At 56.4% G+C, this 21,538-nt stretch carries 23 protein-coding genes and 1 tRNA gene; 9 read left to right on the top strand and 15 right to left on the bottom strand.

Annotated elements, in window-relative coordinates; genetic code table 11:
* Window positions 1–174: 174 nt before the first annotated feature.
* Together Q0932_RS00775 and Q0932_RS00770 are read right to left on the bottom strand one after the other, a co-directional pair.
* A tRNA-Ala gene (locus Q0932_RS00775) sits at window positions 175–250 on the bottom strand.
* A gap of 85 nt (window positions 251–335) precedes the next feature.
* The gene (locus Q0932_RS00770; protein WP_299348551.1) at window positions 336–665 is read right to left on the bottom strand and encodes a TIGR02300 family protein; all 330 of its coding nucleotides are present in this window, start codon (window positions 663–665) and stop codon (window positions 336–338) included.
* A 109-nt stretch (window positions 666–774) separates the two neighbouring features.
* Between Q0932_RS00770 and Q0932_RS00765 the strand changes: the two genes are divergently transcribed.
* Both Q0932_RS00765 and Q0932_RS00760 read left to right on the top strand, forming a co-directional pair.
* Window positions 775–1,467, top strand: a complete 693-nt coding sequence (locus Q0932_RS00765) for a SprT family zinc-dependent metalloprotease (protein WP_299348548.1) — start codon at window positions 775–777, stop codon at window positions 1,465–1,467.
* Window positions 1,468–1,498: 31 nt separating this feature from the next.
* Window positions 1,499–2,149: a GntR family transcriptional regulator gene (locus Q0932_RS00760; RefSeq protein ID WP_299348545.1), complete on the top strand. Its 651-nt coding sequence runs from the start codon at window positions 1,499–1,501 to the stop codon at window positions 2,147–2,149.
* Here Q0932_RS00760 and Q0932_RS00755 read toward each other — a convergent pair whose 3' ends face one another.
* Together Q0932_RS00755 and Q0932_RS00750 are read right to left on the bottom strand one after the other, a co-directional pair.
* The gene (locus Q0932_RS00755) at window positions 2,150–3,481 is read right to left on the bottom strand and encodes an MFS transporter (RefSeq protein WP_299348543.1); all 1,332 of its coding nucleotides are present in this window, start codon (window positions 3,479–3,481) and stop codon (window positions 2,150–2,152) included. It lies immediately after the preceding gene.
* A 37-nt stretch (window positions 3,482–3,518) separates the two neighbouring features.
* Window positions 3,519–4,481, bottom strand: a complete 963-nt coding sequence (locus Q0932_RS00750) for an acetyl-CoA carboxylase carboxyltransferase subunit alpha (RefSeq protein WP_299348540.1) — start codon at window positions 4,479–4,481, stop codon at window positions 3,519–3,521.
* Window positions 4,482–4,643: 162 nt separating this feature from the next.
* On the opposite strand from Q0932_RS00750, the gene Q0932_RS00745 reads away from it, so the two are divergent.
* Entirely contained in the window at window positions 4,644–5,273 is a 630-nt protein-coding gene (locus Q0932_RS00745; protein ID WP_299348537.1) for a GyrI-like domain-containing protein, read from the top strand.
* Here the strand turns inward: Q0932_RS00745 and Q0932_RS00740 are convergent.
* Window positions 5,249–5,845, bottom strand: a complete 597-nt coding sequence (locus tag Q0932_RS00740; protein ID WP_299348534.1) for a LysE family translocator — start codon at window positions 5,843–5,845, stop codon at window positions 5,249–5,251. The two genes, Q0932_RS00745 and Q0932_RS00740, sit on opposite strands and share 25 nt — an antisense overlap.
* A 72-nt stretch (window positions 5,846–5,917) precedes the next feature.
* On the opposite strand from Q0932_RS00740, the gene Q0932_RS00735 reads away from it, so the two are divergent.
* Together Q0932_RS00735 and Q0932_RS00730 are read left to right on the top strand one after the other, a co-directional pair.
* Window positions 5,918–6,370, top strand: a complete 453-nt coding sequence (locus Q0932_RS00735; RefSeq protein WP_299348531.1) for an Lrp/AsnC family transcriptional regulator — start codon at window positions 5,918–5,920, stop codon at window positions 6,368–6,370.
* A 111-nt stretch (window positions 6,371–6,481) separates the two neighbouring features.
* Window positions 6,482–6,922, top strand: coding sequence for a helix-turn-helix domain-containing protein (locus tag Q0932_RS00730; protein WP_299348528.1), 441 nt, complete (start codon window positions 6,482–6,484; stop codon window positions 6,920–6,922).
* A gap of 49 nt (window positions 6,923–6,971) precedes the next feature.
* On the opposite strand, the gene Q0932_RS00725 is transcribed toward Q0932_RS00730, so the two are convergent.
* On the bottom strand, window positions 6,972–7,931 hold the full coding sequence (locus tag Q0932_RS00725) for a CoA ester lyase (protein WP_299348525.1): 960 nt from the start codon (window positions 7,929–7,931) through the stop codon (window positions 6,972–6,974).
* A gap of 508 nt (window positions 7,932–8,439) precedes the next feature.
* On the opposite strand from Q0932_RS00725, the gene dgcN reads away from it, so the two are divergent.
* The 3 genes from dgcN (at window position 8,440) to Q0932_RS00710 (ending at window position 11,353) form a co-directional block, all read left to right on the top strand.
* Window positions 8,440–9,441 carry an N-acetyltransferase DgcN gene (dgcN, locus tag Q0932_RS00720; RefSeq protein WP_299349634.1) on the top strand — a complete coding sequence of 334 codons (1,002 nt, stop codon included), beginning with the start codon at window positions 8,440–8,442 and terminating at the stop codon, window positions 9,439–9,441.
* A 78-nt stretch (window positions 9,442–9,519) separates the two neighbouring features.
* On the top strand, window positions 9,520–10,482 hold the full coding sequence (gene dgcA / locus Q0932_RS00715; RefSeq protein WP_299348522.1) for an N-acetyl-D-Glu racemase DgcA: 963 nt from the start codon (window positions 9,520–9,522) through the stop codon (window positions 10,480–10,482).
* Between the two features lie 10 nt (window positions 10,483–10,492).
* A complete protein-coding gene (locus tag Q0932_RS00710) occupies window positions 10,493–11,353 on the top strand; it encodes a D-amino-acid transaminase (RefSeq protein WP_299348520.1) in 861 nt (286 codons plus the stop codon).
* A 377-nt stretch (window positions 11,354–11,730) separates the two neighbouring features.
* Here Q0932_RS00710 and Q0932_RS00705 read toward each other — a convergent pair whose 3' ends face one another.
* From Q0932_RS00705 to Q0932_RS00665, 9 genes are all read right to left on the bottom strand, one after another.
* The gene (locus Q0932_RS00705) at window positions 11,731–12,561 is read right to left on the bottom strand and encodes a phosphoenolpyruvate hydrolase family protein (protein ID WP_299348517.1); all 831 of its coding nucleotides are present in this window, start codon (window positions 12,559–12,561) and stop codon (window positions 11,731–11,733) included.
* Window positions 12,562–12,573: 12 nt separating this feature from the next.
* Window positions 12,574–13,785 (bottom strand): Tm-1-like ATP-binding domain-containing protein, encoded by a 1,212-nt coding sequence (locus tag Q0932_RS00700; protein WP_299348514.1) that lies wholly within the window; start codon window positions 13,783–13,785, stop codon window positions 12,574–12,576.
* A 307-nt stretch (window positions 13,786–14,092) separates the two neighbouring features.
* Window positions 14,093–14,794: a VWA domain-containing protein gene (locus Q0932_RS00695; protein ID WP_299348511.1), complete on the bottom strand. Its 702-nt coding sequence runs from the start codon at window positions 14,792–14,794 to the stop codon at window positions 14,093–14,095.
* A 49-nt stretch (window positions 14,795–14,843) separates the two neighbouring features.
* The gene (locus Q0932_RS00690; RefSeq protein WP_299348508.1) at window positions 14,844–15,260 is read right to left on the bottom strand and encodes a VOC family protein; all 417 of its coding nucleotides are present in this window, start codon (window positions 15,258–15,260) and stop codon (window positions 14,844–14,846) included.
* A 40-nt stretch (window positions 15,261–15,300) separates the two neighbouring features.
* Entirely contained in the window at window positions 15,301–17,970 is a 2,670-nt protein-coding gene (locus Q0932_RS00685) for an AsmA-like C-terminal region-containing protein (protein WP_299348504.1), read from the bottom strand.
* A gap of 180 nt (window positions 17,971–18,150) precedes the next feature.
* The gene (locus Q0932_RS00680) at window positions 18,151–18,468 is read right to left on the bottom strand and encodes a DUF1244 domain-containing protein (protein ID WP_299349632.1); all 318 of its coding nucleotides are present in this window, start codon (window positions 18,466–18,468) and stop codon (window positions 18,151–18,153) included.
* Window positions 18,469–18,525: 57 nt separating this feature from the next.
* A complete protein-coding gene (locus tag Q0932_RS00675) occupies window positions 18,526–18,768 on the bottom strand; it encodes a DUF6868 family protein (RefSeq protein WP_299348501.1) in 243 nt (80 codons plus the stop codon).
* A gap of 95 nt (window positions 18,769–18,863) precedes the next feature.
* Window positions 18,864–19,211: a hypothetical protein gene (locus tag Q0932_RS00670; RefSeq protein ID WP_299348498.1), complete on the bottom strand. Its 348-nt coding sequence runs from the start codon at window positions 19,209–19,211 to the stop codon at window positions 18,864–18,866.
* 3 nt (window positions 19,212–19,214) lie between these two features.
* Window positions 19,215–19,958, bottom strand: coding sequence for an N-formylglutamate amidohydrolase (locus Q0932_RS00665; protein ID WP_299348495.1), 744 nt, complete (start codon window positions 19,956–19,958; stop codon window positions 19,215–19,217).
* 120 nt (window positions 19,959–20,078) lie between these two features.
* On the opposite strand from Q0932_RS00665, the gene pyk reads away from it, so the two are divergent.
* Window positions 20,079–21,524 (top strand): pyruvate kinase, encoded by a 1,446-nt coding sequence (gene pyk / locus Q0932_RS00660; RefSeq protein ID WP_299348493.1) that lies wholly within the window; start codon window positions 20,079–20,081, stop codon window positions 21,522–21,524.
* Window positions 21,525–21,538: the final 14 nt, after the last annotated feature.

The following is a 21,538-nucleotide window of genomic DNA, read 5'->3' as shown; positions in this document are numbered from 1 at the left end:
AACGCCCCCCAATACAGTAGATTTGGGTCTTGGGCAAAGTGCCTGGAATCACATCTTTGAAATCCGTGTCCCAATGCAGAGTGTCTGGCAGATATTGGTGATACAACAAAACTCTGGTCACGGCACGTGATCTGTTCGACCAATGCTTTACAGTCTATTGCATCTTAGAGAATTTGGTGGAGCCTAGGAGGATCGAACTCCTGACCTCTACAATGCCATTGTAGCGCTCTCCCAGCTGAGCTAAGGCCCCAAAAATCAACAAGCATCTCTGCTTGTGCGCGCCTATTTAGGCGTATGCCGGGGCGGGATCAAGCGAAAAATCCCGCCCTCTGGCATTAATTTTCTTCGTCTTCTGCAGGCACGTCCGCGATGTCGTCGAGCGAGACACTATCGTCATCGTCATCGTCATCCAGCACATCATCTTCCAGTTCCAGATCGACGGAATCGTCATCAACCAGAAGCTCGTCATCGCCCGATGTCTCGGCCGCTTTTGCTTTCAGCGTCGCCGCATCTTCGGCATCCGCTTCGATCATGCGGCTCTTACCGCTGTGGATTTCGATCTTGTCGCCGGTATAGGGGCTTACGATCGGGTCTTTGTTCAGGTCGTAGAAACGTTTGCCGGTTGTTGGGCAGACGCGCTTGACGCCCCATTCTTCTTTGGGCATGGGAGATCCCCTTTAGATTCTCATGAGTCTTGTCGACGGTTCGGGCCAACTGCCATAAGTGTTGCGGCGTGTCAAAGGGTATCGCACCGCGACTCAGTCAGGAGAGCATATGACGCAACACTTCTTGCCGGGTGAGCCACCAATTCAGGTGGTATTGCGCCGTTCGGCTCGCGCAAGGCGAATTTCGCTTCGTGTGTCGCGTTTGGATGGCCGTGTTTCTCTGACTCTGCCAAATGGAGTGCCAGAGCGCGAGGGCATGGCGTTTGTGCGGGAAAAAGAAGATTGGGTCAGGGGGCAGCTGACAAAGCGTCCGGACCGGGTGCATGTGGCTTTAGGAGAGGACATCGCCCTAGAGGGGCGCCTCTTGCGGATTGCGGCGGGCTCAGGACGTCTTGTGCGCGTTGAAGACGGATGTTTGCTCGTGCCTGGCAAGCCCGAACGTATGTCTGCGAGGGTTCAGGCCTTTCTCAAGCAGATTGCCCGCGAAAGATTGGTTGCTGCGTCGGACCGCTATGCCGAACGGCTCGGCCGTCCATACACGCGCATTACGCTGCGTGATACGCGCTCGCGCTGGGGCTCGTGCTCATCCAAGGGGGCCTTGATGTACAGCTGGCGGTTGGTGATGGCGCCGGCTGCGGTTCTGGAATACGTCGCAGCGCATGAAGCCGCACATCTTGCCGAGATGAACCATTCCCCCGCGTTCTGGGCCAAAGTGGAAGCCATTCACGGCCCCTATCGAGAACAGCGCAATTGGCTGCGGCAAAACGGCGAAACCCTGCATCGCTTTCGATTTGGCGATTGACCGCCAGGAGATTTGTGATCACATTTGACGTATGCTGACACAAACACGCCCCCAAGACCTCTCAAGCTCTGCCCATGATCGTGTTTATCGCCGTTTGCGCACGCGGATCATGCATGGCGAAATTGCACCGGGTCAGGCACTGACCTTACGGGGCATTGGCAAAGAATTTGATGTGTCCATGACGCCTGCCCGCGAAGCCGTTCGCCGCCTTGTAGCCGAAGGGGCGTTGTTTTTGTCGAACTCCGGACGTGTGTCCACGCCAGAATTGAGCAGCGAGCGTATCGAAGAGTTGGCGGCGCTCAGAGCGTTGTTGGAAGTTGAGCTGGCGAGCCGGGCCCTGCCACGGGCGCATATTGCCTTGATTGAACGTTTACAGACCATCAATGGCAACGTCACAGAGGCGGTCGAAAATCGCGATGCCGTCAGTTACATTCGAACCAACCTTGAATTTCACAGAACCCTGTATCTTCGTGCGCAAGCTCCGGCCATGCTTGCGATGGCTGAAACTGTCTGGTTGCAACTTGGCCCCACCATGCGTGCGCTCTATGGCCGGTTCCGCAAAAGCGAACCGCCGCACTTTCACCGCCTGATCATCGCGGCCCTCAAGGCCGGAGATGAACCGGGATTGCGGTTGGCTGTGCGATCCGATGTGACCCAGGGCCTCAAGATGTTGGCGCGCTGATCACCCTTGGGTTGGCCAGACGCGGTGCTCATCATCAATCACAATTTCATGGGTATGGCGCCGCTGACCGTCATGCGCGCGCAAATGAGGATGCTCAGGTGGCAGGTCAGGATGACTGTGGGTTAGATCCTGATGCGCGGGGTCTTTCCAGACCACCATGCCAACCACGGTCGCTATCACCGCCAGTGCCCCTAGTAAGATCAGAGCAAATGGCAGCGACACCAATTCCGCAGCCCATCCGGCCAGTGGGTACGTCACAAGCCAACAAGCATGGCTCAGTGCAAACTGTGCGGTGAATAGTGCTGGGCGGTCCTCAGGATGGGCGGACCGGCGCAACAGTCGCCCTGACGGGGTCAGGATGGCCGAATAAAGCACGCCTGATGCGAACCAGAAGCCCAAGAACACTTCCCACCGCATCGGCCCGAACGTCGCAAACAACACCCCGTGGACCAGGGTCACGCAGGCCAGCATCAGAGCGGCAAGTCTCATGACACTGCGATCTGTCGCTCGATCCAGCAAGCTTGGGATAAGTAGAGCAGAGAGCATGGAGCCGCCGCCAAACGTCGCCATCGCATAGGCCAGATGTGTCTCGCCCAGGCCAAACACCCCGCGGATCATGACGACCGTGTTGACCAGAACAAAGGCGCCTGCTGCTGCGGCGGCAAAGTTAAAGGCCAGCAACCCTCTGAGCCGAGGCGTGGAGAGGTAAATCCATGTGCCACGCGTCACGCGTTCAACGAAGGGCCGGGGCGGCTCTGAGCGTTGCGATGGCAGGCGTGTGACTTGAATAAGGGCGGTCGACCACAGGAACCCTGCCACGGTTCCGGCAAAGAGCCAGTGAAAGTCCATCATCATCAGCAAAAGGCCTGCTAGCGCTGGGGAAACAAGATTCTCGATGTCATAGGCCAGCCGCGACAGCGACAGAGCGCGGGTATAATCTCGTTCGTCGGTTAGAATGTCGGGTATCACGGCCTGAAACGCAGGCGTGAATGTCGCCGAGGCCGATTGCAGCAAAAAGATCAGGACGTAGATTTGCCAGACCGCATCGACGAAAGGCAGACTCAGCGCTACTGCCGCTCGTAACAGATCCATCGCAACCAACACCTGCTTGCGTGGCAGGCGCGAGGCTATGGCAGCCGCCACGGGGGACAGGCCCACATAGGCGATCATCTTGATCGTATAGGCAGTGCCCAAAACGGCGCCTGCAGAATTGCCCGCGAGGTCATAGGCCAAGAGTCCAAGTGCCACGGTCAGCAGGCCGGTGCCCATCAGGGCAACGACTTGCGCCAAGAATAATCGTCGAAATGTCGTGTTGCTTAGAATGCCCAACATGCTTGCAGCTTAGACGCGCGCGGGCCGTCGGGAAAGATCAGGCCGCGAGGCCTTTGTCCCCGAGTTTCAGGAATTTCTCGCGACGCGACTTAATCAGTTCCCTGGGTCCCTGATTGTCCATCTCTTTGAGCATGCCGCTGATTGCGTTGCCAACGGATTTGATCGTCGTCTGGCGATCCCTGTGCGCCCCCCCGCTGGGCTCTTCGATGATGACATCTGCAACACCCAGCTTGTTGAGATCTTGCGCAGTCAACCGCAGCGCCTCAGCCGCTTCGCGCATCTTTTCGGCGTCTTTCCAGAGAATCGAAGCGCAGCCCTCGGGAGAAATCACCGAATAGACCGAATGCTCTAGCATGGCGACGCGATTGGCCGTGGCAAAGGCCACAGCGCCGCCAGAACCACCCTCGCCGATCACGATCGACACCAGTGGTACGCCAATCTGCAGGCATTTTTCAGTAGACCGCGCGATGGCTTCAGATTGTCCACGCTCTTCGGCGCCTTTGCCGGGGTAGGCGCCGGGCGTGTCGACCAATGTCACCACTGGCAGGCCGAACTTGTCAGCCATTTCCATCAAGCGGATCGCCTTGCGATACCCTTCGGGGCGGGCCATGCCAAAGTTGCGTTCAATCCGCGACTTGGTGTCGGTGCCTTTCTCATGGCCGATGACCATGACCGGTTTACCTTCGAACCGTGCGAGACCGCCCATGACAGCATGGTCATCGGCGAAGTTCCTGTCGCCGGCAAGCGGTGTGTATTCCGTGAACAGCGCCTCAATGTAGTCTTTGCAATGCGGACGCTCGGGGTGACGAGCGACCTGGCATTTTCGCCAGGGCGTCAGGTCTTTGTAAAGGTCGTTCAGGAGGTCGGCGGCCTTGCGATCCAGCGCCGCGGCCTCATCGGCAACGTCCATCTCTTCGTTCTGCCGTGCCAGCGCACGCAGTTCCTCGGCTTTGCCTTCGATTTCAGCCAGCGGTTTTTCAAAGTCGAGATAGTTTGTCATAGTCCGGTCCCGGGCAAATCTTGTGTCTCGTTATATGACTGTGACGCTGGGTAATTGCAAGAATGCGCGATAGGGGGAAAGTCATTTCTGTTTGCGCATTGCTGACAGTTTTGGACAGGAAGGTGTGATAATCGTGAGATGTCCTACGCAAGGAGCGATGGCATGACCAAACTGGATTTCAAAAAGACCGACAAACCTCTGTATTCCGGCAAGGTGGACCAATGGGTTCGGCTGAGTGTTCCTGAGATCAGTTTTGTCGCGATTGAGGGGGCTGGTGATCCAAATGGTCCGGGCTATGCCGCCGCACTGGCTGCGCTTTACCCGACTGCCTATGGGCTCAAATTCATGGCCAAGGCGCAGGGTGCGGATTTTGTTGTGCCACCGCTGGAAGCCTTATGGTGGGCAGAGGATCCAACGGTGTTTGTGTCCGGTGCGCGTGAAGACTGGCGATGGCAGGTGCAACTGCGTGTTCCCGATACGATTGATGAAAGTGACTTTCAGCAGGCTTGCGAGACTGTGCGCGCAAGGCTGACAAAAAAGGAGGCAGACACCTCACGGCTCTCCGATCTATTTTTTCATACGGTGACCGAAGGTGACAGCCTGCAGACCTTGCACGTCGGGCCATATACGGATGAGGCAGAGAAACTGGCTGATCTCCACCAACGTATCATGCCTGATTTGGGTCTTACGTTTAACGGGCTGCATCACGAGATTTACCTGTCTGACCCACGCAGAACCGCGCCGGAAAAACTGCGGACGATCTTGCGTCAGCCTGTCAAAAGCACTGGATAAAGTGACGCCACCAACAGGGCGGCCATAACCCAATTGAATGCGATCAACAGTTTGGGGCGTGTTAAGAGCCTTCGCATTTGTTGTCCCAGAACGGTCCAGCTGCTGACACAGGGCAAGTTGATGGCCCCAAATGTCGCCGCAACCAAAAGCACCGCCAAGAAAGAGCGATCCGGCGCATATAGCGTGATCGCCGTGAGGGCCATCGTCCAAGCCTTGGGATTCACCCATTGAAACAGCGCGGCCTGTATGAACGTCATTGGACGCCCTTCGCCTTTGCGCCCTTCCGGTGCGCCGGCGTTGGCGATCCGCCATGCCAGCCACAGCAGATAGGCGACGCTAAAGACCTTTAGGATCGTGTGCGTGATCGGAAATCGGTCGAACACACTCATCAGGCCCACACCCACCAGAACCACCATGATCGTAAAACCGATGCCGATGCCCAGCATATGGGGGATCGTTCGGCGAAATCCGAAATTCGCACCCGATGCCATGAGCATCAGGTTGTTGGGTCCAGGGGTGATGGACGACACGAAGGCAAATGTCGCCAAGGCGGTGAGGATTTCTATGTTCATAAGCGCAATAGAGACCAGATTTGAAGAAACGGGGTTGCGTTCTTGCGAATTTTTGTGAAAATCTTGCAATGAATGGCTAAGATGGACCAAATAAACGAGCAAATATTGCAAGAATTGTCACGTGATGGGCGCATCAGCAATCTTGAGCTTGCAGATCGTGTTGGGTTGTCTCCCTCTGCCTGTTTGCGTCGGGTACAAGAGCTGGAGCGCGCTGGCATCATCAAAGGCTATCGCGCGGTTCTGGATCGCACGGCTTTGGGCGGTGGCTTTGCAGCCTATGTCACGGTTGGGTTGAATTCGCATACCAAAGCCTCGCAAGAAGCGTTTGAACGTGCCATTTCCCGCGCACCCGAAGTCCGCGAGTGTCACAATATCACCGGGGCTGTTGAGTATCTTTTGCGTGTTGAGGCAGAGTCTCTTGAGGCCTACAAAGCCTTTCATACGGACGTTTTGGGCACCTTGCCGCAAGTCCATGCGATCACGTCATATGTGGTGATGGGATCTCCAAAAGACGAACGTGCCTGAGACCAGTCGCTGCCCGGAGTAATCGACGTCTGTCACGGTGATGTCCTATGGCTGTCGGGTTGCTGGCGTGGTGCCAGCGGGCGATCTGCCCCACATAGGAGGCCAATGCAAATGGGTAAGGACCTCATGTCGATCAGAGAAAAACGGCTGGCCCTCGGGTGGTCGCAGGAACAACTGGCGACCATTGCTGGGCTGTCGCCTCGCACCATTCAAAGGATTGAGAATGGCCAGACACCGGGACTGGAGACCGTCAAAAGCCTCGCCACTGCATTTGAAACCGATGTGGAAACGCTGACGAGGGGCAAAGATATGGGTCTTGAAACGACACAAACGCGCGAAATGACCAAGGCCCATGTGAAAGAGATTAAAGGGCTTCACCTTCACTTGTGGGTTTTTGCGCTCGTCTTTCCGGTTCTGTTGATGATGAACCTGTTCGTGACTGGCGGGCCGATGTGGGTGCAGTGGGTTCTGGTGTTCTGGCTATTGGGGATTGTGCTTCACGCGGTAACAGTTCGGGTGATGCATGGCAGTTTGAGATTGCCCCCGGAATAGAAAAAGGGCGGCACAATTGCGCCGCCCCAAATCGATTATCGCTAACCAATTACTCGCCTGCGGCCAGCTCGGCCTGCGCCACGATCACTTCGGCTTGTTTCATCGACGCCTGGTCGATCAGCTTGCCTTTGTAGGTCACGGCACCCATGCCTGCAGCATTTGCCTTTTCCATTTCAGCCAGGATTTCCCGGGCTTCCGCAACGGCCTCAGCTGAGGGCGTAAAGACCTCGTTGGCCAGTTTCACCTGTTTGGGGTGGATCGCCCATTTGCCGACCATGCCCAGTGTGGCCGACCGGCGGGCTTGTGCGACAAAAGCTTCATCGTCCGAAAAGTCGCCAAACGGCCCATCGACAGGCAAGACGCCGTGCGTGCGGCAAGCGGCGACAATCGCGGCCTGCGCCCAATGCCACGGGTTGGTGTAGTGCTTTTCACCTTCATTGATCATGTAGTAGTTGGTCTGCGTGCCGCCGATTCCAGTGGTCTGCATGCCCATCGAGGCGGCAAAGTCCGCGTACCCAAGGCTGATGGCCTGCATCCGCGGGCTGGCGGCGGCAATCTCTTCCACATGGGCGATACCTGCGGCAGTTTCGATGATGGCTTCAAAGCCGACCGGCTTGGTGCGTCCCTTGGCCTTTTCCACTGCCGCGACCAGCGCCTCCAGCGCATAAACATCTTCCGCACATCCGGCCATCGGCAGCATGATCAGGTCAAGGCGATCTGACGCCCCTTCCAGCAACTCAACGACGTCCTTGTACCAATGCTCGGTGTCCAACCCGTTGATCCGAACCGACAGGGTTTTGTTGCCCCAGTCGACTTCGTGGGTGGCCTGAATGATGTTCTTGCGAGCGATGTCCTTGTCGCCCGGTGCGACACTGTCTTCGAGATCAAGGTTGATCACGTCAGCCGCTGATTTGGCCATTTTTTCAAACAGCTCTGTACGCGAACCGGGGCCAAACAATTGACAGCGGTTAGGGCGGGCTGGGGCGGCGGGCTGTGGGCGAAAGCTCATGTCGTTCGAGGCCTCTTGGTAAGGAAATTACGAATTTGATGTGCGAAGCGATATTAAATTGCGCACCCCTTCGCAAGCAAATTCTGCGATTGCAGCATTCACGCGCTGCAATGCGGCGGTGATTGTATAGCAGACTGCAGGAAACGGTAGAATAACGTCAGCCGTGCTGTCGGATTCAGGAGGGCGCCCGCTGCGCCTCGCCAATTCAGGGGGAATTCTGAGTTGAGAGAGCTCTTGTTTGCAATCTACAGTCCGATCGTCTGCCGTCATGGGGTGCTCAGAGTAGGGGATTCGGGTTGAGCGACCCCCAAGGGTCGATTCTGAGCTGATAGCGCAAGAAAGTAAGTCAGATTTCCTGTCCTTATGGGAGGAAACTCCAAGAAATCCCCATTTCTCACAAGAAATTTGAGATTCTGTGGTGAAAATCGCCGTATTTCGTACCTCTTTGCGCCCAAAGATGTGGAAATTGACGTGAATCTTTGCGTTGAGGGGAATGTGCGCCATGTCGATGATCGAAACTCCGTATCTGCTATTTTTGGGCGACGCGCCCGACCAACTGGCTGCCAAGGTCGCCATCGGGATCAAGGACTGGCGTCCTGAGAACGCCGTTGGCCAATTCCGCATGGAAGGGTGTGGCGCCGATCTGGGCCTGACCGACATGTCACTGGTTGAGGGCCGCAAGGCAGGCGCTAAGACACTGGTCATTGGCGTGGCCAACCGCGGCGGCGTGATCAGCCAAGAGTGGAAGAAGGTTTTGGTGATGGCGCTGGAAGAAGGCTATGACCTTGCCTCCGGCCTGCACAACTTGCTGCGTGACGAACCTGATCTCGTCGCCGTTGCTGAGGCGTGTGGTCGTACATTGCACGACGTGCGCGTGCCTGAGGTCGACTATCCCATCGCCAATGGCGTCAAGCGCAAGGGCAAACGTTGCCTTGCCGTCGGAACCGATTGTTCCGTGGGTAAGATGTACACCGCGCTCTGCATGGATGCCGAGATGCGCGCACGTGGTATGAAGTCAACGTTCCGCGCCACCGGTCAAACCGGCATCTTGGTGACCGGCGATGGCGTGCCTTTGGACGCAGTCGTGGCGGATTTCATGGCGGGGTCCGTTGAATGGCTGACTCCCGACAATGACGAAGATCACTGGGATCATATCGAAGGTCAGGGCAGCTTGTTCCACGTGTCTTATTCAGGCGTGACGATGGCTCTGATCCATGGCGGTCAACCCGATGCACTGGTCTTGGCGCATGAGCCAACCCGTGACCACATGCGTGGTTTGCCCGGCTATTCATTGCCATCGCTTACCGCATTGCGCGATACGGCTCTGCCCCTTGCTAAAGTGGCGAACCCAAACTGCGAAGTGATCGGCATTTCGGTCAACACGCAGCACATGGGTGAAGACGAAGCCAAGGCCTATCTTGCCGAGCTTGAGGCCGAAATGAACCTACCGGCAACCGATCCGTTCCGCTTTGGCGCGGGCAAGCTGGTGGACGCGCTGGCGGCACTCTAAACTGGCAAGCGACTCGATTGGGAGCATCCGATGGATGCTTCCAGCGAAGGAATTTTGACAAGAAAAAGGGGCAAGCCTGTGGAGATTTCCGTCACCCGTGACGTGTTCAAATTGGCGCAGGTGTTCACCATCTCGCGCGGAAGCCGAACCGAAGCCAATGTGCTAACAGTGCGTGTGAGCGAGGATGGAGTGACCGGGTGGGGCGAGTGTGTGCCCTATGCGCGTTACGGCGAAACCCTTGAAAACGTGACCGACCTGATCGAAGGCGTCAAAGGCCCGGTGTCTCGCGCAGGTCTCTACACGTTGCCTGCGGGTGCCGCGCGTAATGCGCTGGACTGTGCACTGTGGGATCTTGAGGCCAAGAAGGCAGGCAAGCGTGTTTGGGAACTGGCCGGATTGCCAAAGCCGAGCCCCGAGATCACTGCCTATACCTTGTCACTGGACACACCCGAGGCAATGCAGGCTCAGGCTGCCAAGAATGCCTTTCGCCCCTTGCTCAAGATCAAGCTGGGCACGCCTGATGACATGGCCCGTTTAGAAGCCGTGCGCGCTGGTGCACCCAAATCCACGATCATTGTAGACGCCAACGAAGGCTGGAGCGCCGAGGTTTATGCCGATCTCGCCCCGCATCTGGTTCGGCTTGGTGTTGCTTTGGTTGAACAGCCTTTGCCAGCTGGTGAAGACGAAGCGCTGATCGGAATGGATCGACCGGTGCCTGTGTGCGCCGACGAAAGCTGTCATGACCGCCAAAGCCTGTCCAAACTCAAGGGCAAGTACGATGTTGTGAACATCAAACTCGACAAGACCGGTGGGCTGACCGAAGCGCTTTCACTGCGCGACGCGGCGCTGGCCGAAGGCTACAAAGTCATGGTCGGGTGCATGGTCGGGTCATCGCTAGCCATGGCCCCGGCAACACTTGTTGCGCAGGGTGCGATGGTAACGGACCTTGACGGACCGCTTCTGTTGGCCGAAGACCGCGACCAACCATTGATTTTTGACGATTCCGGAGTGCATCCGCCCGCAGCGGCGCTCTGGGGCTAAGGAGACCAACATGACACGCACCGTTTACGTAAATGGCGAATACCTGCCTGAAACCGAAGCCACGATTTCGATATTTGACCGTGGGTTCCTGATGGCTGATGCGGTTTACGAAGTGACCTCGGTGCTGGGCGGTAAGCTGATCGACTTTGAAGGTCACGCAGTGCGGCTCAAGCGATCACTGGACGAATTGGACATGGCCGAACCCTGCACTAAGGATGAACTGCTGGACATTCACCGCAAGCTGGTTGAGGTGAACGACATCGATGAAGGTCTGATCTATCTGCAGGTCACGCGCGGCTCAGATGGTGATCGGGATTTTGTGTTCCCGTCTGCAGACACCAAGCCGACCATCGTTCTGTTCACGCAAAACAAACCGGGTCTTGCCGATAGCCCTGCGGCCCAAAAAGGCGCCAAGGTTATCTCGATTGAAGACATCCGTTGGGGGCGTCGCGATATCAAGACGGTTCAATTGCTCTACCCTTCAATGGGCAAGATGATGGCCAAGGCAGCCGGAGCTGATGACGCGTGGATGATCGAAGACGGCTATGTGACCGAAGGCACCTCAAACAACGCTTATATCGTCAAATACGGTAAAATCATCACCCGTCCGCTGTCCAACGACATCCTACACGGCATTACCCGCAAGGCCGTGCTGCGCTTGGCAGAAGAAGCGCAGATGGAAATCGAAGAGCGCCTGTTTACCATCGACGAGGCCAAGGACGCAGATGAAGCATTTACGACTTCGGCCTCGGCGTTCGTGATGCCAGTTGTTGAGATTGACGGCGCACAGTTGGGCAACGGCACGCCGGGCACCATCGCCAAACGTCTGCGCGAGATTTACCTCGATGAAAGCCTGAAAGCGGCGATCTGATCGACCCGGTGGGCAAAACTCCCGGTTTGTGGAAATTTCGGAGCTGTTACGGCGTTAAGGTTTGAGGTTCTCGAAAGGCCCCGGTGCACAGCCGGGGCCTTCTTTTTGTTCTCTTACGGCTCTTGGGTACTTTAAGAGGGGTTGCTGCGTCGCAGATGGAGCCCAGATTACCAAGTTTCTGTGGAACAGCTGAAGACCACTTTCGGTATCAAAGTAGAATCCGGATTCGCAGTTTGCCGCCACGCATCGTTTGCCGCCCCCCAGGTGTTGCGCCCTACAGTTTATTCAAATCGAGCATATCTATATGCTGTTCGAATTGCCCCTACCAAGTAACCGTCGGTAAGGGCAGGCAATATAGTGTACTTAGACACCGGCCATTAGAATGAAATGTCCTTGAAAGCTTTGGTTTGAGCGACAAGAGCCACTTCTGTCGGCAAACGTTCCATTGACGATGCCCCGTAGAAGCCGTGGCATGTTTTTGTGCGTTTCAAGACATATTCAGCATCCTCAGGCATGGCGATTGGGCCGCCGTGGCACAGGATGATTGTGTCTGGATTGACGGCCAGCGCCGCTGCAGACCAAACATCAATTTTGTCGACACAATCATCGAGCGTGACAGCTGTTTCCGCGCCGATATTTCCACCTGTGGTCAGACCCAGGTGGCAAACGATGATGTCCGCACCAGCTTTGGCCATTGCAGCCGCATCTTCTTCGCCAAACACGTAAGGCGTGGTGAACATGCCTTTCTCAGAGGCGAGGCGAATGACTTCGACTTCCTGCGCATAGGACATGCCGGTCTCTTCGAGGTTGGCACGGAATGTACCGTCGATCAGACCAACAGTCGGGAAGTTCTGAATACCAGAAAACCCAAGTCGCTGGAGGTCATCAAGAAACATATCAAAGTTGCAGAACGGATCAGTGCCATTCACCCCTGCCAATACCGGCGTATGCTTGGTGACGGGGATAACCTCTGACGCCATTTCTTTGACGATCTCATTGGCGTTGCCATAAGCCAGAAGGCCCGACAAAGACCCGCGCCCCGCCATACGATATCGGCCTGAGTTGTAGATAACGATGAGGTCAATCCCACCATCCTCTTCACATTTCGCGGACAAACCTGTTCCAGCACCGCCACCAACGATTGGGATGCCTTTGTCCCGCATATCGCGGAACTTTTTCAGAAGTTCTTCTCTTTCGAATTTTGGCATTGTCTTGGTCCTTTAGTTCGATATCTCGCGCAGCGCTGCCACGGCAGCATTGGCGAATTCAGGTGTATTCAGATTGTGGGGAACTGTGATCAGCTTGCGATTTTCTGTTGCGACAAATGTCTCTTGGATTGCCGCAAACAAGCTTGCGAGCGCTTCGGGGTCGTAAAAAGGCATGCCTTCTGCATCCAGCGCTGAAACGCCGCCTTCAGGCAGCAAGAACCTCACGGGTCCCTCCATTTCGTTCAATCGGGGTGCGATCCACGCCCCCATCTGTGCGTTTTCCTCAGGTGTTGTTCGCATCAGGGTTACTTGCGGGTTATGCTCATAGAAAAGACGATCTTTGTGCTGCTCAGGCACAGTGCCGGGTGCGCCAAAGTTCACCATATCAAGTGCGCCGACTGATCCGACATAAGGCATTTTCTGACGGATCACTGCACCAAACCGGTCTTGGGTTGCTGGGAAAACGCCGCCAAACAACATGTCACACACTTCAGTTGTGGTAAGATCAATCACAGCGTCGAAAAACCCACCGTCTGCGAGTTTTTCCATGGACCGCCCTCCCACACCCGTGGCATGGAACACAAACGGTTCATAGTCTGGCTCGATATGATTTATCACGGATTGAACCGCGTTTGTTGTCACCCCAAACATGGTCAGGCCGACGCCCGGCTTTTCGTCGGCTTGAGGCGCCGTCTCGCTGCCAAACTTTGCCATGCCTGCAATTGCAGAGGCCGCATTTCCCAGCACTTTCCGCGAAATCGCGTTGACACCCTGAACGTCGGTGACCGAATACAGCATCATGATATCGCTGGGGCCGACATAGGGCTCTACATTGCCTGAGGCGACAGTAGACACCATGACCTTTGGTGTCCCAATCGGAAGAACCTGCATTGCTGGCGTTGCGAGCGCTGTTCCACCCGACCCACCAGCCGAGATGACGCCGCCAATCGTTTCACCTTGTTCTTTGGCCCAACAGGCAAACGCCTGCGCCATGCCGGACACAGCCGTTCCGCGGTCCCCTGTGAAAACAGCATTTGCCCCATCGGGATGACACGCCGCAATGTCCTGAGCGGTGACTTCCGCCGTGCTGACATGTCCGGTTGAAGCCGATAGATCGACTGTTTTCACGGCTACACCTACAGCTTTTATCTGATCCGCAATGAAATTCAGCTCCGTCGACTTCGTATCAAACGTGCCTGCAACATGTATTGCTTTGTCTGTCATGTTGTCCCCTCTCCCCTTTTTGTAGTCACGCTAAAAGTTGCGTAGACCAAAGCCTTAGCTCCCCAGACAATGGTCGTTTCAACCCTAGCTGTACGAAAACAAGAAAGCCAAGGCCGTGCTAACGTTTTTCGATCTCAAGGGTGAAACTGGCGGTTACTCGTCGACGCATTTTCTGCGAGTGAAGTAATCTCAGAACAGCCGTTGATCCTGCCAAAGAGGAGGACAGGCTCGTCCGCATAACTGACATTCAGCGACTCTTGAAATGTGTCTTTGCGATGAACTGCCTAAGCTCGCCACACGGCAAACCTCACCCAATCACCGGGCAACCCAGCGTGCGTTGTAGTGCCGCCACCAATTCGTCGACAGTCTGGGTTGTGACGAACAGGCCTCCGGTCTCGTCGGCGAGGCAGCGGGCGACCGTGGTGGAGTTCAGGGCGTCCTGTTCGGGGTTGTTCCAGGCAAAAAAGTCGACAACAGCGCGAAAGCCGATGACGTGGACGGTCAGATCACGGGCAGAGGCGCGCAATGTTTGGGCCATCTCGCAGGGGCGCCCGCCGCAGGTTTCATTGCCATCGGTGACAAGAACGACGACGCTCGGTTCATTCTGGTAGTTCAGGGCCTCGGCCGCTTGTTTGACGGCCTCGGTCAATGGGGTCAGGCCGTCGGGTTGCAAAGTATCGATGGCGTCGGTCACCGGACCTGCCGCCCTGTCTATCGGGCCAAATCGAAGATCGAGGTTCTCGCAGGCCCCATAGGGGCCGGGGCCGTAAATCAAAAGCCCCACGCGGCGATAGGGTTCAATGTTGGGCATGGCCTGACGGATGGCCCGCCGGGCCTCGGTGATGCGGGTGTTGGGGCCGGTTTCAAAGGTGATCTCGTCCATCGAGGTTGAGCCATCAAAGACCAGCATGGCATCGACTGAACATTCGCTGATCTGAGCCTTGGGGACAGTGTGGCCGAGGGTGAGGGCAGAGGCCGCAATCAGGCCGGTGAGAAGAAGACGTTTCATGGCCGCAGTCTGGCAGGCCGTTGCGTCCGTGTCCAATCTTGCGGATGAGTCAGCGGTCCCTTCCGGGATCGTCCGGATTGCTTGAGAACAGGGCAATTTTGTTGCCGTGTGGATCGCGCAGGTAACCCACAAAGAATTGCGGGCCATAGGCCTCGCGAAAGCCTGGCGCGCCTTCGTCAAAACCACCCGCAGCAAGCGCAGCAGCGTAAAGGTCACGAACCTGTTGCTGATCGCGCGCCTGAAACGCAACCATCGCCCCGTTTCCGGCCGAGGTTGGCTCCCCGTCAAAGGGGCGCTTAACGTAGAAGTCGGGCGAAACAGAAGGTTGTCCCGGCGTGCCGGGCGGCAGGTAACTCAGGTCACCGTGATAGCGCTCCAGTGTATAGCCAAGGGATGGCAGGAACGATGAATAGAACCGTTCAGCGCTGACCATATCATCGGCTCCAACGGTGACATAGGCGATCATGCGATGTGGACCCCTCTCAAGGTATTGCTCATGGCTCCGACTACTGCAGCTGCAGGATATCCGGCACGCAGGCCTTTCGCTGTGCGGGCATCGTGTCTGCACCATCCTTGCGTTTAAGGCGCTTTGGGCCGTCTTTCACTTTGACCTTGGGCTTGTTGAGCGATCCGGACAAAGAAAATGGCCATGGGCTGCGTGACAGCGGCTCACCAATTTTTCGGGGCTGGCCGTAGATGTCTATCGTGCGCCCATTCAGATCAACGTCGCCGTAGACGACAATCTGCACCTGATTGGTTTCCACGGCAGTTCTTTGGGTCGAGACTCGGCCATTGGAAATCGCAAAGGGTGCCCGCAAGCAGCTGATTGGTGCGGCCTGGTCTTTGTGTTTTGTGAACAGCCACGGCAGGACGCCAAGCCCGGCAAGGTCTAGCAGCTGTGTGTCAATGCTGCCGTCCTTCATTGAGACTGTTGCGTTGCCATTCATGCCAGACAGAAACGCACGGGCCGAGGTAATTGGGCCACTAATGTCAAAGTTGGAGTAAAGGGTTCCACTTGCTGATTTTTTAAAGTGGATCAGCTCAAGCACTTCGTGCAGGCGCCAACCGCCCGTCGACCCCTTAAGCTCAAGTACATGCTCGCTTTGGGTCAGGTCGATTCGCCCAGTTACATCTGCGTGGATGCTGTCATATTGAAACTCGACCGGACCTGCCGTCAGTTCCTTTTCGTTAAGCTGCAATTCACTGTGAAGTGAACTGAGCCCTCTAGAACCCTCGATCTTACGCAGATCGATTTCGAGGTCGGCGTTAATACCGGAAACCAAGGCAGCCTGACCGATAGGCAATAGTGAAACATCGCTGAATGGCCCGGATACGGGTACGTCGTCCGGTATCTCGTCCTGCTGGGGGTCCACATCGTCATTGGGCATCAGTTTGCGTAGTTGCAACACCACATCAAAGATATGACGCAGGTGGTCGATCTGGATCATGTCGCTTTCGACGAGCCCCTGAACGATAGGTTCGGCAGTGGCCTCATCGAGATCGAGTTTCAGGTCAAGGTTCGACTCGGCAATTTGGACCGAAGCGGTTGCGTTCCATTCGTCGCCCTGACTGGCAAGATCCATCTTAAGAAGGACAGGCTCAATCTCAATTGGCTCCAAAGTCATGGCTTCGAGTAATTCTTTGCTCGAAGGGACATCGACTTCGATATTCAGCGCCACGTCCTGAAAGCGCATGACGTTCTTGACTGAGCCTGTAACACTCAGTGTCCAGAGGTCGGTGTCTTGGCTGGTGGTCTTGAGATCGGAAAGGGCAAGTTCCTGAATGTTACCGCGCAGTTTGAACCCGCCTGCGAGATGCCCAAGGTGGTCAGAGTCTTGAAACGCAAGTGGTGACAGCAGAGTAGCGGTCGTAAGTTTAAGTGTACCTGTGCCATCTACTTCAGCCAACTTTAGCGCGTCGCCGACCGCTCCATCCAGGATCAGAAAGGGGTTTTCCGGTTGGCCGATACGCAAATTGACATTGCCCAGCCGCAGTTTGCCGTCTGGAGAGCGCGACAGTTTTCTGACAGTGATGGGGGCCGGTCCCACGCCTTGAGTATCAATGGTGAAGCCATTGGTAACGATCTTCATGCTGCGCTGCGCGATCTGCCCCGGAACACTGTCGATCACCATGTCCACAGCAATCAGTTTCAATTCTCGTCGGGACTTGGTCTTTGGCGGCTCAGCATCTTCCGGATAGAGGCGGATGCGGGTGGTGAGCGAGACGTCCTCGGGATTCCCTAACTCGCCAATATTTCCGGTCACAACGACGCTTTGCCCAGTGTCGAGGTCGACCACAACGTTGAGTTTGTCGATGCGGGCCGGACCGTCGCCGCTGGTGAAGATGGCCGAGACCTGCCCGGTGCCTTCTATGGGTTTTTGCAGTTTCACGATGTCGAGGAATTGCGAGAGTTTGTGAATGTTTGCGGAGAGGGCGATAGAGCGTTTGCCGGGCGTGTCCGTCGAGATCGGTGTGCCGGATGCTGTGAGTTTGACCTGATCAAAACTCACTTCGGCTGTGAGTGGCGCGTCCTTGGGCAGGTTGGCAGCAAGAGTCAGGGCCTCACCATTGAGGTCGCCAGAACCTTCCAACACGAGCGGAGCGTCAGCCGCATCGCGTTGCACAACAAGGGTCTCCAAGGTGAGGTCCAGGTCCAACCCAGTGACTGCATTCAGATACAGCAGCTTTGTGTTTGCTAGGCCAATCTTACGATCGGCAAACAGCGACCACGGATCCAGAGCGGGCTTGGAGCCGCTTGCCGAATGCGCCTTGGCCGGTTTTTCTTTTGTGGACTGCCATGAGTTAGTGCCGGACTCGTCCACGATCAGAGAGAAGACCGCGCCGTCGGCCTCGAGATTGCTCAGGGTCAGCTTTCCCCCGACCAGATCGCTCAGCGACAGATCAAAGGCCAGTCTTCCCAGCCGCGCGAGATCGGTGTCGGGCATCGAGGTACTGGGCAGGACAACATCTTCGGCAATGACGCCAACCGTGCTACCCGGGCTGATCCGAAGATCACCGGCCACCTGGACCTCACGTCCCAGCTGTTTTGTCAGGATGCCTTCGGTCAACGTCGTGCGCAGTCCGGAGAACAAGGCTGAGCTGAGCACCAGCCAGCCAAGCAAAAAGAGAAATGTCAGTAGGCTGGCAATTGAAATCAGAACTTTTTTAAATGACACCCGGCGTGCTCCTGAAAAGGGATATTGCAAATCAAACGTGGCAACAGGAGCAAGCTTAGATTACGCGGCGCGACCGGTCCAATGAAACCGACCCAAGGTAATTCTCGAGGACCACAGGTACGCCACGCGCATGAACGGGTCATAGGTAGGTCGGACAAGTTTGCCCGACCTACAAGGGTATCAGGATTTATCCTCTTCGACGTTTTCGGCAAAAGCAACCTTGAAGGCTGCCTGTTTCTCCGGACCGGCGTCGGTCTGATAATTGGCCTTCCATTCGTCCATTGTCATACCGTAGTAGATTTCCCGCGCTTGAGTTTTGTCCATCTCGATGCCGCGTTCATTGGCGGCTTCCTGATACCAGCGCGACAGACAATTGCGGCAGAAACCGGCGAGGTTCATCATGTCGATGTTCTGCACATCGGTGCGTTTTTCCATCAGGTGTTCGCGAAGAGTGCGGAAGGCGGCGGCCTCCAGTTCGATCTGGGTTTGCGGGTCGATGTCCATGATGTCCTCTTGGAAAGTCAGATGTTGGGCGTGGTTGTAGGAGTCTGGGGGTTACCCGGCAAGCCGCAGGGCAAGATAGGGGGTCAACGCAAAGACAATTGTCAGGATCTTCCATTGTGCAAGAAAGCGGTACCATTCCATGCTGACGTCTGTTGCGTCGAGGTTGAACATGCGTGCATGAAGCCTCGTGGCCCAGCCACGTGCGCCCAGCATGCCCAACCCAGCCAGGGCCAGAAAACCAAAGTTCAACACGGTCATCCAGCCAAAGAAGGCCGTCAGAGACTCGTAAGTCATGGATCTATCCTTTCGACGATTTCAGTGCCTCTCTCCCCCAAATATGGGGTCTCAGACCGTGAGGAACAAGGAAATCCGGATCGAAATCGTCCGGGTCAGAGCGTGCGCTTGGTATAGGTGTTGCGGTCCATCTCGACCGGCTCGACACTCAGACTACCAATACTGGGCAGCTGATCTGCCAGCACGGCAAGCATGGCCTCGGCCACATCCTTTTTTTGTTCTGTGCTGCGGCCCGTCAGCATGCGGATCGTGAGATGGGCGTAGCTTTCAGGGCTGACACCGCTGCGGCCATTGTCAAAAAGAAGGGTGCGAACCTTGACGGCCTTGGGCGCTGAAGCAAAGACCGGGTGGGCGCAGGCCGCGTCGAACAGGGCTTGTGAGAGCGCAGCAAGATCGTGCGTCTTGGCCAAAGCAACGTCATGTTCCAGAATCAAATGCGGCATATCTCAGAGCCCCGAGCTTTTCAGCACCTCGGTAAAGATCGGCGCAAGCCGTTCCGCCCAAGCGAGCTGTTTGGTTTCCGTGTCAATCTCGTCATGGCGCAGTTCGATCAGTGCATTCAGGCGTTCATCGTGAAAGGCATGCTGATCCACCGAGTCTCCGGGCAAGTGGCCAGCATAGGGTTCGTTGTCCCCCACAGTCAGATCGCCCTCTTGTTCCAGCCGATCAATCAGCGCGAGACCAAACCGATCCTCTTGTGGCGCATGCAATACGCCAATCTCCCACGGGCGCGGAGACCGGCCATTGAGCTTGGGAGAAAAGCTGTGCATGGCGACCAGGATCACATCGACACGCGAAGCGGCGAGGTTCTCCAGCGCCGCGTGATAGGGCCGGTAGTAGGCAGTCTTGCGACGCTCAATCTCGGTTTCATCAATGTGGCGGTTCGCCGGAATGATGGTCCCGTCATAAAGATGCATGACCAAAGTGGGATCGTCTTCACCCCGGTTGGGGTCAATCACCAGCCGTGAAAAGTTCGATGCAATCACCGGCGCGTCCAGGAGTTCGCCAAGCCGCAAGGAACAGCCAAGCGCGCCGATGTCATACGCGATGTGGCGTTCCATGTCGGCAGGGTCCAGTCCCAGATCGCCGCCGTTGATCTCGGCTGGAACGCGGTTGGACGCGTGGTCGACGGTGATTAGCCAGCGCGATTTGCGCTCTGCGCCATGGATGTGAAATGGTTGCTGTGTCATATGCCTGTTAAGTCCTTCCGCAAGAGACTTAGGACAGTTGCTTCGGAAAGGGAATTGCGCCATAAGCGCCGAAGGCAATGTTAGCGTTAACAATTCGGCGTGTAGACGGATGATGGATGGATGAGACGACTTAGAAACGTGAAAATCGTGGCCACACTGGGCCCAGCAAGTGAAACCTACGACATGATCCGTGCACTGCACGAGGCTGGGGCCGATGTGTTTCGGCTAAACATGAGCCACGGCTCGCATGACGAAATCCGCGAAAAGCATCGTATTATTCGTCAGGTCGAAAAAGACTTGAACAGCCCGATCGCCATTCTGGCCGACCTTCAGGGCCCCAAGCTGCGTGTTGGCGTCTTTGCCAACGAGTCTGAAGAGCTGGAAGAAGGGGCGTCATTCCGTCTGGATCTGAACCCGGCAGACGGAGACGCAAAGCGCGTCTGCCTGCCTCACCCCGAGATTTTTGAGGCACTAGAAGTCGGCGCTTCCCTGTTGGTGAACGATGGGAAAATCCGCTTGAAGGTCACAGACTGTGGGCCTGATTTTGCCGACTGCGTTGTGGTGGCGGGCGGAACGATTTCCAACCGCAAGGGCGTCAATGTCCCCGATGTGATGCTGCCTTTGGCGGCGCTTTCAGAAAAAGATCGCGATGATCTGGAGTTTGTTTGTGGCCTGGGCGTAGATTGGCTGGCGCTGAGTTTTGTTCAGCGCCCCGAAGATGTGAACGACGCGCGAGAACTGGCGCAGGGGCGCGCTGCGATCCTGTCAAAGATCGAAAAACCTTCTGCAGTCGAGCGCTTTGACGCGATTCTTGCGGCTTCCGATGGGATCATGGTGGCGCGCGGCGACCTTGGTGTTGAATTGCCAGTCGCCAGTGTGCCGCCAATCCAGAAACGTCTGGTTCGCAAATGCCGCTTTGCCGCCAAGCCCGTGATCGTGGCCACCCAGATGCTCGAAAGCATGATCGAAAGCCCGATGCCGACACGGGCCGAGGTCAGTGATGTGTCTGGTGCCATCTACGAAGGAGCGGACGCGGTGATGTTGTCAGCGGAATCCGCCGCAGGCCAATACCCGATCGAAGCGGTTTCAACCATGAACGACGTCGCCGTTGAGGTCGAGCAAGACGCAACCTATCGTCAGGTTATCGAAGCCTCCCGTAGTGCACCGCGCCACAGTGTTGCCGACGCGATTGTCGCGGCCGCCCGTGAAGTGGCCGAAACCACGCCGATCAAAGCAATCTGCTGTTTCACCGAATCGGGCACGACAGCGCTTTTGACTGCACGTGAGCGTCCACGGGTGCCGATCATCGCTCTGACCTCTCTGCGCGGAACAGCGCGCCGCCTGTCACTGAGCTGGGGAACCAACTGTGTGATCGCGGATGACGTGCATCGCTTTAAGATCGCGGTTGTCGCTGCAGCGCGCGCTGCCACGGGTGGCGGGTTTGCGGGCCCGGACGATCAGATCGTGGTGACAGCGGGTCTGCCATTCAATGTTCCGGGCACAACCAACATCCTTCGGGTTGCCCCGTGCGATGAACGTTTGATTTTTAACATGGAAAACGAGTAACTTGACCCTGTAAG

Source organism: uncultured Shimia sp. (assembly GCF_947498095.1).
GTDB lineage: Bacteria > Pseudomonadota > Alphaproteobacteria > Rhodobacterales > Rhodobacteraceae > Shimia.
This window is presented reverse-complemented; position numbering and strand designations above follow the sequence as displayed.